Raw genomic sequence first — 14,891 nt, forward strand, 5'->3', positions numbered from 1 at the left:
TAATTTAAAGTTACTTAGATTGAATGGTTTTAAATTTATATACATATTAAAAATAAAAGTTTTAAATATAAAACGCCAAGTTAATGAATCGTTTCTGATTAGTTATCAGCAAGTAAACTCTTACACTACAGTTTGTGAGTTAAAATAAGCTTTTTGAAAAGAAATGTATATAAACTAATAATCTATGTTTTTATAAATATTTGTTTTTAGTTATTTTTTAAAAATACAAATACTTTTTTTATTCATATTTTACATTTGTTTTAAATATCATGCGCATTTTTATTATTGTGATGAAGTTCACATTTTTAACTATAATTTCCCATCTCGATATGGGACTATCCGATTATCAAAATGCTAAAAAAATGTGTTTTTTCATTGGTATATCTCTTGCCAATTCAATTGTACGCCGCTCAAGTGGATGTCTTGCGTGAGCAGGCTATTCAAGATTATAGAGCAGGGCAAACTCAACACGCTGTTTATCAGCTAGATCAATTGTTAAAACAGTACCCACATGATCAAAAATTGTTGGCTGATTATTTAATTGTTATGTCTAATGAAAAAAAGGATCTAACTAAATTTACAGGTTTATTGGTAAATATTAATTATGTGAATTTTCCGGAATATGCAAAACTACCTTTAATTCAAAATTTTCGAGATTTTAAATATTTTAAAATAGCGCTTGAATGGGCAAATAAGCTTAATATTCAAAAAACGATTGATGGGCACATTTTATTATCTGTTTTATATGCTGAATCGCAAGACACAGTGAATGCTAAGACTCTGTTATCTAAAATCAATATTAAAAATTTAAATGCTGATCAATTGGTACGTATTGCATATGCTTACCGTCTAATTAATTTGCCTGTAGATGCTTTAGCTACAATTGAGCATGCTTATCAGCAACAACCTAAGTCTTCATCTGTTTTACAAGAGTATGTCTATGACTTGATTGCTATTGGTGCATATAAAAAAGCTCAGCAATTACTCCAAACAAGCGAAAAAAATCAGCAAACTGCGCAATTACAGCAAACTTTACAAGTCAGTGAATTTTCTCAGCAGGTCAATAATTCAATTACCCGTTATAAATATTTAAATCGCCAAGGCTTATCAGATACAGAAAGTTTTGCTGAATTAGATAGCGTGTTAGAAAAGGGGCAAAAGTTACAACAGCAAATAAAACCAGAAGATCCTAACTATTTAAGGTTTCACTACGATTATTTATATGCATTAGATTTTAGAGGGCGAGCAAAAGCGGTTTTAGATAATTTTACTCAATTAAATATTCCGCTTGAGAAATTACCTGCATATGTACGTCATGCAATTGCTGATAGTTATTTAGCTAAGCAAAAGCCGAAGCAAGCTGAACTTGTTTATAAGACACTTTTAACCGAAAAAAATTATCCGGATATGATCGTCTATAGCGGGTTGTATTATTCTTATATTGAACAAGAAAAATATAAGGAAGCGGAACAGCTTTTGGCAAAAGTTGATCATCTTATTCCGACTTATAAATATAGTCAGGCAAAGGGTGTAGATAAAACTAGTCATCCTGACCGAGACGATTATATTGCTTTAAAGGGAATGCATTTAGCTTATGCAAATCATTTAGATCAAGCTGAAAAACACTTTCAAAAAACAGTAGAGCAGGCACCTGCAAATGAAAGTTTGATTAATAACCTTGCCCGCGTAGAGCGCTGGAGAGAGAAGCCTCTAGAAGCAAAAAAAACAATTTCTCGTTTAAATGGTATAGATCCGATTGCTAAAGATACTCGCATTAATGAAATGCAAAATGCTCAGGCTTTAGGTGATATTCAGACATGGCGTAAAACAACGCAAAACCTAGTGCATTTTTATCCTGATGATAGTGGCGTCATTAAAAGCCGTAAAGAGTTGGGTGATCGTAATAGAGCTACGATTTCACATTCAACGACTTGGGGCCAAAGTAAAGCTAATAACAGCGATTCTGTAAGTGGACAAAACGGTTTAAAAGACCGTGAGATGGAAACTCGCCTTAATAGTCCGTGGATAAAAGAGAATTATCGTTTATTCGCTTGGCATCAAGATCGTTATGGCGAATACAATTTTGGCGACGTGCATAACCAGCGCTATGGTGTTGGGGCCGAATGGCAAGCCAATCGTAAGGCGTTATCTGCGATCTTGTCGCAAAGTACAGATGGCGGACAAGCTGGTGTTCGTCTTGATTGGTCACAGTGGTTAAATGATCACTGGCAGTATCAATTGCAATATAACAGTCAGGCTGACATTCCTCTACAAGCGATTGATGCAGGAGAAGATGGTCAATCTTACCGAGCTGCGTTGACGTGGCAAAAGGATGAATCTCGTCAAATTGGCGCAAGTTACGGTCTGACAGATATTAGTGATGGTAATAAACAACAAGAATTTTCAACTTTTTGGCGCGAAAGACTATTTGCAGCGCCGCATCACATTACTTATGGCACTTTCCGTGGTTTTTTCGGCAGTAATAGCCAAGATCAAACTGCTTATTTTAGCCCAAGTTCGCATTACAGCGCAGAGTTGAACTTAAGTCATGACTGGGTGACTTGGCGTGAATATGAGCGTTCATTTAAACAGCATTTCGAGGCTGGGGTGGGCTTTTATAAACAAGCCGATTATTCCACTAAACCAACCTATTCTTTGCAGTATCAACATCAATGGCAGCTATCACGGACATGGCAACTCAATTATGGAATTGGCTGGCAATACCATCCTTACGATGGACATGGTGAACAGCATACCTATGGTATTTTCGGATTTGAAGGGCGTTTTTAATGAATAATTTATTTTCGAAAATGTTGGGCTGTGCTTTGGCCTCGACATTGTTACCTCTGCAATTTGCATATGCCCAGATAGAAAAAGATTTACCAAAAAATCATGTGGTTTCTTTAACTTTTCATGACGTCAGAGATGATGTTTTAAAAGAGGGCGATCGGGATATTTATGCAATTCAAACTAAAAATTTAGCGCAGTTCTTTGACTGGCTCAGTCAATCTGACTGGAAGCCAATACGCTTAAAAGATATTGAAGAGGCTCGTAAGCAAGGCAAAGAGCTACCTCATAATGCCATTTTGTTAACCTTTGATGATGGTGCTTTAAGTAGCTACAGTCGTATATTTCCACTGCTTAAGCAATATCAGATTCCGGCAGTTTTTGCACTCCCAACCAGTTGGCTAAATGGTAATACAAAAGCTGGCTATGAAGCCTATGGACAAGGGAACTTGGTCAATTGGAAGCAAGTACGAGAAATGCAGGCTTCTGGCTTAGCTGAGTTTGCAAGCCATAGTGATGATTTGCATCATGGTGTGCTTGCTAACCCTCAAGGGAATGAACAACCCGCAGCAACTTCTTATATGTATTTAAAATCACAGGCGCGTTACGAAACCGACGCGGAATATCAACAACGTATTTTGAACGATTTAAAAAAATCTCATGATGTCTTAAAAAAAGAATTGGGTGTAGAGCCGAAAGCGATTGTATGGCCGTATGGTGCGGTCAATCAGCAGTTAGAAAAAATAGCTCAACAAGCAGGGTTTAATTTTTCCTTTAGTTTAGGGCGTGATGGGGTGAACCAAATTAATGACGTTACCTTCAAACGCAGTCTTATGGTTGATAACTCTACAGCTGAGCAGCTATCGGAGACGTTGCTTAATATTTTGAACTCCGCAGAGAAGGATTTATATAAGCAGCCAAAACATTTTGTGAGTATGGATTTAAAGCAATTAGCTGCTTTAAGCAATACTCAGTCAGATGAAAAATTAGGGTTATTGTTATCCAAACTTTATAGCTTAAAAAACAATACGCTGATATTGAAACCTTTAGATGACCAAGATGGGGATGGGCAATATGACGTTGCTTATTTCCCAACAACTCAAATGCCAGTTAAGCAAGATATTTTGAACCGTAGTTTATGGCAGGCACAAACTCGTGCAGGTCAGGCGGTTATTTTAGAACTACCTATTTATCCTCAAAAAAATAAACCGTTTTTGGTGGCAGATTTAGCTAAAGACATTGCGCGTTTTAATAGCAATTTAAGTGGTATTCAACTTAATGCCGGAACTGCTTTAAATTGTGCAATGCAAAACATAACGCTGAACGAAAGCAACTGTATTGAACAGGTAAAGCAATTATCACAACTGAGTCAACTGACTCAAAAAGCTGCAAAGCCTTATTTGAATATGAGTAATCAGGCACAGTTTAGTTTGTTGCTTACACCTGACTTAGAGCATATTGAACACTTACCAGCGCTTTTAAAATCACTCTTAACCCAACATGATTTAGTGAACCTAAAATTTAATATGGTGGGCAAGCAAAAACAATTTAAACAAGCCTTAAAGCTTTTAAACCCGCTTGATGCGAAATACAAGCAACGAATTATGCTGACATTAACATTGCCAGAAAATGACCAGAAAAATGCTTGGCAAGAAGTGAAACAAGGTCTTTTTGATATTCAACGTATAGGTATTCAGAAATTTGGTGTTGATGGCTATAGCCCTAAAAACTCAAAAAGTGTTCATGAATATTTATATAACCCAATGAGCTTAAATTCCAGTTCTGTGATGTATCAGCCCTTTGTGGGTCTAGCGAATGAGGGGAAAAAGTAATGAGAGTATTACTCGATATTCTATTTGCTTTTGCCTTTTTATATCCGCTACTTATGGCGTGGACATGGATGGTAGGTGGTCTCTGGTTTTTCTTTAAACGGGAATACTATGAACAGCAATTACCTGAGCCTTCAAATGAAGGTTGCAGCATTATTATTCCTTGTTTTAATGAAGAAGCTCAAGTGAGGCAAACCATTCGTTATGCCTTGCAAACAAAATATCCAAATTTTGAAGTGATTGCTGTAAATGATGGTAGTAGTGACAGAACAGCAAAGATTCTTGATGAGTTAGCAACACAAGATACTCGTCTGAGAGTCGTGCACTTAGCAGAAAACCAAGGTAAGGCAGTTGCTTTAAGATCGGGAGTGTTAGTAAGCAAATACGAATATTTAGTTTGTATTGATGGAGATGCTTTATTACATCCTCATGCTGTACTTTGGCTCATGCAGCCATTTCTAAAATTTCCACGTATTGGGGCTGTCACTGGTAACCCTAGAATTTTAAATCGCTCAAGTATTTTAGGAAAATTACAGGTTGGTGAGTTTTCTTCAATTATTGGATTAATTAAGCGAGCACAGCGCACGTATGGACGTATTTTTACAGTATCGGGGGTAATTGTTGCGTTTAGAAAAACAGCTTTGGCTCGTGTCGGTTTTTGGTCTGATGACAAAATTACCGAAGATATTGATATCTCTTGGAAGCTTCAAATGGACCATTGGGATATTCAATATATTCCTCAAGCGCTTTGTTATATATACATGCCTGAAACTTTTAAAGGTCTTTGGAAACAGCGGTTACGCTGGGCACAAGGTGGGGTGGAAGTCTTATTAGAATATATTCCTAAAATGTTCAAAGTTCGCTTGCGCCGTATGTGGCCAGTCATGCTTGAAGCTTTAGTCAGTATTGTTTGGTCATATGTGATGATCTTTATTTTCTTACTTTTCTTGATTGGGCTTTTTATTGACTTGCCTCAGCAGTGGCAGATCAACTCTCTAATGCCACAGTGGTATGGCGTGATATTAGGGGGAACATGCCTCATCCAATTTTTTGTAAGCTTATGGATCGATCATCGTTATGACCGTGGGCGTCTTTTTAGAAATTACTTTTGGGTAATTTGGTATCCGTTGTTTTTCTGGTTACTAACGTTATTTACTAGCGTGGTTGCGGTTCCTAAAACTATATTTAACACAAAAAAACGTGCCCGCTGGGTTAGTCCTGACCGAGGCTTTCGAGGAGATAATTCATGAAAAATGAAGAAAATACTGACGTAGAAGTTTTAGACATACCTGAATATATTGATCAGCCTGAATATGTAAAAAATAAGACCGCGAACTATACCTTGCAAACAATAGGTTGGTTTTGTTTAATGTGGCTGTTTTTTCCACTGGTTTCTTTATTTTTGTGGTTTTTTGAAGGACATCTTATTTATGACTATGTGTGGGTAGATCATATTTCGGAAGTCAAAACTTTACTGCATTTACTTCTTTTAATTTGCTTAAGTGCTTTGGTTCTAATTTTATGGGCAAGTTATAACTGGCTTAGATTTCATGGTGATGATCGACGTAGTAAAGCGCCAAATAGTTCTGATGATTTATTGGCTTTTAAATTTACAGTAAGTACAGCGTCATTATCAGAATTGCAAAAAGCTCAACGTGTCATTCTGCATTATGATGAGCATGGGCATTTGCAAAAATATGATTTGAACTGAATGAAAAAAGCATGGTATTTCAACCATGCTTTTTTTTATTTTTAAGAAGTTGTTCTAATAATGACATCAATGGTTTGCTGAGTGCCATCCATACTGTATATAGCCGTTTGAGTAACTTTCACAATTGGCCAAGTCTGTAATTTACAATTTGGTCTCTGTAGAGCTGCATAATAGTTATCAGATTTAAAAAATGTTTTATGGGCTTTTGCAGTATTAGGAGTCAAAAGACGCTTCAACCATGTTTCATTTACTTGGGTTTCCAAAAAACGTAGAGCTAAGATACTTTTTACACGGTTATTAAATAGCCTCCTGTTTTTAGCAATAAGTGGATGGGTAATGAGACGATGTATACCAATTTGACTATGGGGCAAAATAAAGTGTGGTGTGATTTGAAATACAGTTACAAACTTTGCTTGTTGGCAGATTTTGTCTAAGTGTGTGACAGTTTCCTGATCCGTTCCGATAATCGCTACATTTAAATTAGAAAAATCATATGCTTTGATTGTATTTGATAAAAGAACTTGACCATTAAAAGCGTCAAAATCCTGAACTGAATTTTGAAAAGTAGCTGATTTTGCAACACTATTTTTAAGTTCAATACTCATTTTCCAAAAGTCCTTTTGGTTTTCATTTATGATGATTTTTTATCGTTTTAATATAAATAACCAAGCAAGGTAGCTGGGTAAAGTATTTTCAGATGGGTGGTTATCTCAGGCTTGGAACTGAGCCAAGCATGAGACTTTGTTTAGATATTAATGACTTGATTTTAATTGCATTAATTGAGTAAAGCTTTCTAAACGTTTATTTGTATCATAGACGTCACAAGTAAAAATAAACTCATCGACTTCATATGTAGCCAAAAGCTTTTCTAAACCTGAACGTACTGTTTCAGCAGAACCGATTTGTGCCATCTGATAGAAATTTTCAACTGAAAGTTGTTCTGCTGTGTTCCATAGTCCTTGCATTGAATTAACTGGTGGCTTGAGTTTTAAGCTTTCACCACGAATTAATCCTAAAACACGTTGGTATGCGCTTGTTGCTAGGAATTGAGCTTCTTCATCTGTATTGGCAACTACAACAGGTACGCCCATTGAAACATAAGGCTTGTCCAAATATTCAGAAGGTTCGAAATTTTCACGATAAAGTTCAATTGCTTGACCAAGCATGCGTGGCGCAAAATGCGATGCAAATGAATAGGGTAATCCTAGTTTCGCAGCCAATTGTGCGCTAAATAAACTTGAACCCAATAACCAGACAGGCACATGAGTATTTTGTCCAGGAGTAGCAATAATTCTTTGGCCGGGTTGAGGCGCTTTAAAATATTGCAAAATCTCAACAACGTCTCTAGGAAACTGATCTTCCGTTTCCTGATGCCCGCGACGTAAGGCACGCATAGTAACCTGATCTGTACCCGGAGCACGACCTAAACCTAGCTCAATACGATTTGGATATAAAGTTGCTAATGTACCGAATTGTTCTGCAACCACTAACGGTGCATGGTTTGGTAGCATGATACCACCTGAACCTAAACGAATGCGCTGGGTATGAGCCGCGATAAAGCCAAGTAAAACAGCTGTTGCTGAACTTGCGATTCCATCCATATTATGATGTTCTGCAAGCCAAAAACGGTCGTAACCTAATTTTTCTGCATGTTGGGCGAGTTCTAATGCATGACGTAATGAAAACTCGATTGTTTTATCATCACGTATTGGAGCTAGCTCCAAAATTGAAAATTTGGTGTCTTGAAGTGATCGCATGCGATATTCTCAAAAAACGTTATATCGAAATAATACGATATAAATGAGGTGATGTATATCGATTTTTTTCGATATAAATTTCACTCCCAAATAAAAAAAGCACCGCTAGGGTGCTTTTTAATATCTGTATACCAATTAGTGATGTTTATACCATCCACGGTGTAAGCCATTATCATGACGATAATAAGCGCGATCATTGTAATAACGACGGTCTTCACGATCATAGCGACGATCGTAACGGCGGTCATCTCGATCATAACGACGGTCATAACGGTCATCATAGTTACGGTCTTGACCAACTTTACGACCTAAAGCAGAACCACCAGCGGCACCTACTGCTGCACCGATATACCCACCGTTTGTACCACCCATGTTTTTACCAACGGTATAACCAGCACCACCACCTAAAGCGCCACCAATAGCCGCTTCTGTACGGTTACGACGGTCACTTGCTGCGGCTGCACCACCAGCACCACCTAAAGCAGCACCAATTGTTGCGCCAGATGTACCACCAATACTTCTACCAATTGCTGTACCGACTACACTACCTAGAGCCGAAGTTGCTGCTACACGGGTACCATTATCTGCATGGGCAACTGACACCATAGAGGTTGTTGCGATTAATGCACTTGCTAACCAAATATTCATTTTCATTTTGGAACTCCATGCTCATTTTGCTAAAGAGCAATCTTTATGTCTTGAGCTAAATGTAATTAAAAATTTCGTGAAAATTATGGAGAATGGCAATGCCGATACAATAGTTTTGTGTCTGCTTTGTATTGGTTGTATTAAGATGTGAATAAATCATGAGCAAAAGATTTTAAGACCACAAAAATTTTAATCATAAAAAAACACCCGAAGGTGTTTTAAGATATTCTCTTCACTATAATTAGTGACGATGACGATGTTTTTTCTTCCAGTGTTTTGAAGATCGATCATAATCACGGTCTTTAGAAATTTTATTACCTAAAGCACCACCACCTGCTGCACCTAAAGCAGCACCGATGTATCCACCGTTTGTACCACCCATGCTTTTACCAACAGTATAGCCAGCACCACCGCCTAAACCACCGCCAATTGCAGACTCTGTACGATGACGACGATCACTAGCAACTGCCGCACCACCAGCACCACCTAAAGCAGCACCAATAGTTGCGCCAGATGTACCACCCATACTTTTACCAATTGCAGTACCTGCAACACTACCTAAAGCTGAAGCAGCTGCTACGTGAGTTGTATTATCAGCATGTGCTACAGTCACCATAGAACTAGCCAAAACTGCACTACATAATAAAGTATTTAATTTCATTACTTACTCCATGTCCCAAGTTGCAGGACCATATATCTTTGGTTACGGCAAATGTAACAAAACACTTCTCTTTAAATGTGGAGAACCCTCATTTGATTATTGGAGTTTAGTGTCTCGTTTGTATGCTTTCTATTAAAAACGTATGTAAAACCATCAATCTGACCGAAAAGTTGACCAATACAAATGTTTGAAAATAAGTAGTGAGCGTTTGATAGGGAAAATATCTAATTTAATGTACTTAGGAATGCTGAGAAGACTATTCTAAAGTTCAGGAATTGAAGGATTACATATGTCATTTAATCAGCATAATCTGTAAACTATGCGCTATTTTTATGATTTGGCTTATCTTCTTATATTTATCTAGATAAGTTTTTTGGACTTTTGAGATATTTCCTCTTATGAAAGCGTCACTCCGTTTACGACTTGATCAACTCTGTGATCGTCATGAAGAACTTACCGCATTGCTTGCAGATGCAGAAGTGATTTCCGATAACAAACGTTTCCGTAAACTGTCTCGTGAACATAGTGATTTAAGTGAAATTACCGAAGTTTGGGGCAAATACCGTCAAGCAGAAGAAGACATTGAAACTGCTGAAATGATGAAGTCGGACCCTGACTTTAAAGATATGGCAGAAGAAGAAATTCAGGCGAATAAAGCATTGCTTGAAGAACTAGAAAGCCAGCTCAATATTTTGATGATTCCAAAAGATCCAAATGACTCTAATGCTGCTTATTTAGAAATTCGTGCTGGAACAGGTGGTGACGAAGCTGCAATTTTCTCAGGCGATTTGTTCCGCATGTATAGCAAGTATGCAGAGACACAAGGTTGGCGTATTGAAGTCCTTTCTGAAAATGAAGGCGAGCATGGCGGCTTTAAGGAAGTCATTTGCCGTGTAGATGGTGATGGCGTGTATGGCCGCTTAAAGTTTGAAAGTGGCGCGCATCGTGTACAACGTGTGCCAGCAACTGAATCACAAGGTCGTGTGCATACATCGGCTTGTACAGTGGCAATTCTGCCCGAAATTGACGTTGATACTAACGTTGAAATTAATCCGGCAGATTTACGTATTGATACTTACCGTGCGTCAGGTGCGGGTGGTCAGCACATTAACAAAACCGATTCGGCAGTACGTATTACTCACATTCCAACGGGTACAGTCGTTGAGTGCCAAGAAGAACGTTCACAGCATAAGAACAAAGCTAAAGCGATGGCATTGTTAGTATCACGTTTAGAAAATGCTAAACGTGCAGCGGCTGATGCAGCGACTTCTGAAATGCGCCGTGATTTGGTCGGTTCTGGTGACCGTTCTGAACGTATCCGTACTTATAACTACCCGCAAGGTCGTATGACTGACCATCGTATTAACCTAACTTTATATAAGTTAGATGCCATTATGGAAGGTGATTTAACTGAATTGCTCGATAGCTTACATCGTGAATATCAGGCAGATCAGCTTGCGATGCTTGCACAGGAAAATGGCGGCTAATGAATATTGCTCAAGCGCTTGCAATTCGTGGTGAGCCTGACAGTTATGAACGACAAGAAAATGCTTGGTTGCTTGAGCATTTTCTAAAAATCAATTCACTCGAATTAAAGTTCAGACTTGAGCAAGAGTTAACGGCTCAGCAAGAGCAAGACTACTTGGCTGGTCTTGAGCGTATTCAAAATGGTGAACCTTTAGCCTATGTGACAGGTTCGCAGCCATTTTGGACGCTTGATTTAAAAGTAACGTCAGATACTTTAGTACCACGACCTGATACTGAGGTTTTAATCGAAACTGTTTTAAATCTAAATTTGCCAAAGAATGCAAATATTGTGGATTTGGGAACAGGGACAGGTGCAATTGCGCTTGCATTGGCAAGTGAACGTCCGAACTGGCAGGTAACAGCAACAGATATTTATGTACCTACTTTAGACGTTGCAAAAGAAAATGCACAAACACACGGCTTATATCATGTGAAATTTGCTTGTGGCGCTTGGTTTGAAGCACTAGAGCCACAACAATTTGATTTAATTGTTTCTAATCCGCCGTATATCGATCCAGAAGATGAGCACATGCAAGCTTTGGCAACAGAACCACGCCGTGCATTGGTTGCAGACCATCAGGGATTGGCTGATATTGAAATTATTATTGCTCAAGGGAAAAACTGGTTAAAACCTCAAGGGTGGATTGTACTTGAACATGGTTATAATCAAGGGCAAGCTGTTCGAGACATTTTCGCAGAGCATGGTTTTTGTGAGATAAAAACCATTCAAGATTATGGCCAAAATGATCGAGTCACTTTGGCACGCTGGATTTAAAGTTATTTTTGTAGCGTATCACGCCAACGTAATAACCAGTTTTCTATAAGTTTCATTAAGCTATCGGTTATTTTACCCAATAGTGCCAATAAAATAATTGCAATGATAACAATATCAGGCCGAGACGTTTCTCGGCCATCACTGAGTAAATAACCAATCCCTTGAGTGGCTGCAATCAGTTCAGCTGCAATCATAAACATCCACGATAAGCTTAAGCTGTTACGTAAACCCGTTAAAATGCCCGGAGATGCTGCCGGTAAAATAATAGATAAAACACGTTGAAAAGCATTGAGCCGATAAACTTTTCCAACTTCAATGAGCTTTTTATCTACATTATGAATTGCTGCAACTGTATTGGTATAGGTTGGAAAAAATGCTCCGATTGCAATAAGCGTAATTTTAGAACCTTCATCAATTCCTAACCAAAGCAATAACAGTGGAATCCAAGCAAGACTTGGGATCGATTTAATTGCTGAAAAGGTCGGTTCTAAATATGCTTCTGCCTCTTTACTTAATCCAACCCAAATCGCAAAAATTAAACCTAAACCACTTCCTATGATAAAGCCGAATAGAACACGCCATGTACTAATATAAATATGGGCAAATAGGTCGCTATGAGCTAAATCTAAAAAAGATTGCCATAAACTCGAAGGTGCAGGGAGCAGATAAGCATTGATATAGCCATTTCTGACTAAAAACTCACAACCCACTAAAAAAATGAGTGGAATGAGTAGCGCTTTAAACCACCGTGTAAATTTGTTGTTTAGATGGTTTTTCTGAGATTTTAAAGCCTGCTGAGCTAGGAAATGATTTAGCTCAGCTTTGTTAAGTGAATCACTCATATACTATTTCACGACTTTTTGAGCAAAACGTGGATCTAATAACTGATCAACCACTTGATTGACATTGGTTCCTTTTCTGACTAAGTCTTCTTCAGTCAAAATTTTCCCAGAACGTTTTAGTGCTTGTGCTTGAGTTGCTGATGGGATGCTTTGATCAAAGTTGGTCCGGCTCAGTTGTAGTTTAGCCACAGGTAGAGGGAGTTTGGACTCTTGTGCTAAAAGTGCTGCTACTTTATCTGGATTGGCTTTTGCCCATTTTCTAGCTTGTTCGTAGGCTTTAATCACAGCTTCTACCGCTTCAGGACTTTGCTTTGCAAAGTCTTCTTTAACGCTCAATACACTATAGCTATTAAATCCAACATTACGATAAAGTAATTTCGCGCCCGATTGTATTTGAGCTGAAGCCATTAATGGATCAAGTCCAGCCCAAGCATCTACTTGACCACGCTCTAATGCAGTTTTACCGTCTGGATGTTGTAAATGAACCAATTGTACATCGCGTTTACTTAAGCCTATGGTTTCTAATGCTTGTAGTGTAAATAAGAAAGGATCTGTTCCTTTAGTAGCTGCAATTTTCTTACCTTTTAAATCTTTTAGGCTTTTAATTGGTGAGTTTTTTGCGACAACAAGGGCGGTCCACTCCGGTTGGCTTTGTACATAAACTGTTTTAATTGGACTACCATTCGCTCGGCTTAATACAGCAGCTAATCCAGCGGTAGAAGCAAAATCGATGCTGTTACTATTGAGATATTCTAATGAACGATTACTACCTTGACTAAAAACCCATTTAATTTGGGTATTGGGTAGTGCTTTTTCGAGAAGTTTTTGATCTTTGACCACTAAACTAGTTGGTGCGTAGTAAGCGTAATCAAGTTTAAGTGTAGTCGGAATTGCTGCAAAAGTAGATGAAGCAAATACGAACCCCAATGTTGATGCCAACAAAGTCTTTGGTATAGAAAATTTTGATTTTAAAGACATGATAAAAATAGAACCGAAATAAAATAATGGATCATCCTTTCACGTGTTGAGTGGTCTATAAACTTAGTTATTTTGATTTGTAAATCAGTTTGAAAGATAAAAGTTTAAATAAAATTATAAATCTCTGTTTTTATGAATATTATTAAGCTTTAAATGATGCATTTATCTGAAATATTGAATTTAAAATACATAAATATCATAAGTTTAAGTCTAGAATTCAAGTTTCGTTAAGTCCATTTTTTATTACTTGTGTGGGGTTAAATTATCTCGATAAGCACCGGGGCTAACACCTGTCCATTTTTTAAAAGCACGGTGAAAAGCACTTGGGTCGTGGAAATTTAAGTCTTCACTAATGTCTTGTATTGAATCATTACTTTTGCTTAAGCGTTCAATCGCAATATCACAGCGAATTTCATTTTTAATTTGTTGATAACTCACACCTTCATGTTTGAGGCGACGTTGAACAGTAGCTTCTGAAATATTGAGTTGCTGGGCTACATCTTTGAGTTCGGGCCATTGAGCAGGGTGAAGCTTTAATAAATGACGACGAATAAGAACGCTCAAGGCATTTTCATTTTTAAAGCGAACTAAAAGATTTTGCGGAGTTTGTTCTAAAAAATCATAAAGCGCTTTTTTATCTTTTTTAATTTTAATATCTAAGTAGTGGGCATCAAACTCAACCTGATTTGTCTCGGCATTAAATTGTATATCTTCACAAAAGCGTACCAAATAATCTTGAATATCGTTCGGTTTTGGACAGCGTACTGCAATATTGTTTAAGCCAATTCGTTGGTCTACTAACCAACACATAAGCCCATGTACCAACATTAGAAAGGTTGCGTAGGTAAACATACGTTTGGGTTGGTCACGATCACGAATGACCAAATAAGCTTTTGCTTGTTCTCGAATTAACTCTCCACGCATATCATCTAAAACGAAGTTAAAAAACTTCAAAATATCGTAGAGAGCCTTTTCTAAAGTTTCAGCCGTACTGACGAGTTTTGTAAGTAATTTATAGCTACCACGACGCATAGGGTGGCTATCCATACCAAAAAACTCATCGTTCATGGCGTTGGCAAGTGCTATCCATAATTGTGCATATGTTGCTACTGGAACACGTGCTTTGGGTGTCATGAGTAATTCAGCAGGAATACCTGTTTTATTCAGAATAATTTGAATATTTAGCCCTTTGGCATAAGCCGCACTTAATGCTTCATGTACCAGTGCAATCGAAATTGTTCCTTTACTTAAAGAAGATTGGACAACCATGTCAAAGACTCATTTTTTACGTATTTCAAGTGAAATATTTCATATTCAAAATTTGGATTGATCAAAAGCTGCAAGCATTTTGAGGTTTTTTGAAATTGTATCGGAAA

At 37.6% G+C, this 14,891-nt stretch carries 13 protein-coding genes; 6 read left to right on the forward strand and 7 right to left on the reverse strand.

The features are described from left to right. Positions 1-351 precede the first annotated feature (351 nt). From pgaA to pgaD, 4 genes are read left to right on the forward strand one after another with little or no spacing between them, the layout of a single operon-like run. Complete coding sequence (gene pgaA, locus I8T81_RS06925) at positions 352-2,790, forward strand: poly-beta-1,6 N-acetyl-D-glucosamine export porin PgaA (RefSeq protein ID WP_198072432.1); 2,439 nt, start codon at positions 352-354, stop codon at positions 2,788-2,790. Then, a complete protein-coding gene (gene pgaB / locus I8T81_RS06930) occupies positions 2,790-4,619 on the forward strand; it encodes a poly-beta-1,6-N-acetyl-D-glucosamine N-deacetylase PgaB (RefSeq protein WP_198072433.1) in 1,830 nt (609 codons plus the stop codon). The genes pgaA and pgaB overlap by 1 nt, the downstream gene beginning before the upstream one ends. Next, complete coding sequence (pgaC, locus tag I8T81_RS06935; protein ID WP_198072434.1) at positions 4,619-5,866, forward strand: poly-beta-1,6-N-acetyl-D-glucosamine synthase; 1,248 nt, start codon at positions 4,619-4,621, stop codon at positions 5,864-5,866. Before pgaB ends, pgaC begins: the two co-directional genes overlap by 1 nt. Continuing rightward, positions 5,863-6,327: a poly-beta-1,6-N-acetyl-D-glucosamine biosynthesis protein PgaD gene (gene pgaD / locus I8T81_RS06940; RefSeq protein WP_198072435.1), complete on the forward strand. Its 465-nt coding sequence runs from the start codon at positions 5,863-5,865 to the stop codon at positions 6,325-6,327. Before pgaC ends, pgaD begins: the two co-directional genes overlap by 4 nt. 41 nt (positions 6,328-6,368) lie before the next feature. On the opposite strand, the gene I8T81_RS06945 is transcribed toward pgaD, so the two are convergent. The 4 genes from I8T81_RS06945 to I8T81_RS06960 all read right to left on the reverse strand — a co-directional run bounded on the left by I8T81_RS06945 (position 6,369) and on the right by I8T81_RS06960 (position 9,393). After that, the gene (locus I8T81_RS06945) at positions 6,369-6,932 is read right to left on the reverse strand and encodes an NAD(P)/FAD-dependent oxidoreductase (RefSeq protein WP_004700855.1); all 564 of its coding nucleotides are present in this window, start codon (positions 6,930-6,932) and stop codon (positions 6,369-6,371) included. 147 nt (positions 6,933-7,079) lie between these two features. After that, positions 7,080-8,084 carry an LLM class flavin-dependent oxidoreductase gene (locus I8T81_RS06950; RefSeq protein ID WP_198072436.1) on the reverse strand — a complete coding sequence of 335 codons (1,005 nt, stop codon included), beginning with the start codon at positions 8,082-8,084 and terminating at the stop codon, positions 7,080-7,082. Positions 8,085-8,219: 135 nt separating this feature from the next. After that, on the reverse strand, positions 8,220-8,738 hold the full coding sequence (locus I8T81_RS06955) for a hypothetical protein (RefSeq protein ID WP_004700859.1): 519 nt from the start codon (positions 8,736-8,738) through the stop codon (positions 8,220-8,222). A 235-nt stretch (positions 8,739-8,973) separates the two neighbouring features. Beyond that, positions 8,974-9,393, reverse strand: a complete 420-nt coding sequence (locus tag I8T81_RS06960) for a glycine zipper domain-containing protein (RefSeq protein ID WP_198072437.1) — start codon at positions 9,391-9,393, stop codon at positions 8,974-8,976. A 398-nt stretch (positions 9,394-9,791) separates the two neighbouring features. On the opposite strand from I8T81_RS06960, the gene prfA reads away from it, so the two are divergent. Together prfA and prmC are read left to right on the forward strand one after the other, a co-directional pair. Beyond that, positions 9,792-10,880, forward strand: coding sequence for a peptide chain release factor 1 (gene prfA, locus I8T81_RS06965; RefSeq protein ID WP_004700863.1), 1,089 nt, complete (start codon positions 9,792-9,794; stop codon positions 10,878-10,880). Next, on the forward strand, positions 10,880-11,695 hold the full coding sequence (gene prmC / locus I8T81_RS06970; protein WP_198072438.1) for a peptide chain release factor N(5)-glutamine methyltransferase: 816 nt from the start codon (positions 10,880-10,882) through the stop codon (positions 11,693-11,695). The genes prfA and prmC overlap by 1 nt, the downstream gene beginning before the upstream one ends. Before the next feature lie 2 nt (positions 11,696-11,697). Here prmC and I8T81_RS06975 read toward each other — a convergent pair whose 3' ends face one another. From I8T81_RS06975 to I8T81_RS06985, 3 genes are all read right to left on the reverse strand, one after another. Beyond that, a complete protein-coding gene (locus I8T81_RS06975) occupies positions 11,698-12,537 on the reverse strand; it encodes an ABC transporter permease (RefSeq protein WP_106466341.1) in 840 nt (279 codons plus the stop codon). A 3-nt stretch (positions 12,538-12,540) separates the two neighbouring features. Next, a complete protein-coding gene (locus I8T81_RS06980) occupies positions 12,541-13,515 on the reverse strand; it encodes an aliphatic sulfonate ABC transporter substrate-binding protein (protein ID WP_198072439.1) in 975 nt (324 codons plus the stop codon). Positions 13,516-13,758: 243 nt separating this feature from the next. Then, entirely contained in the window at positions 13,759-14,784 is a 1,026-nt protein-coding gene (locus tag I8T81_RS06985; RefSeq protein ID WP_198072440.1) for an AraC family transcriptional regulator, read from the reverse strand. Between the last annotated feature and the right edge of the window lie 107 nt (positions 14,785-14,891).

The sequence above is a fragment of the Acinetobacter seifertii genome, from assembly GCF_016064815.1.
Classification (GTDB): domain Bacteria; phylum Pseudomonadota; class Gammaproteobacteria; order Pseudomonadales; family Moraxellaceae; genus Acinetobacter; species Acinetobacter seifertii.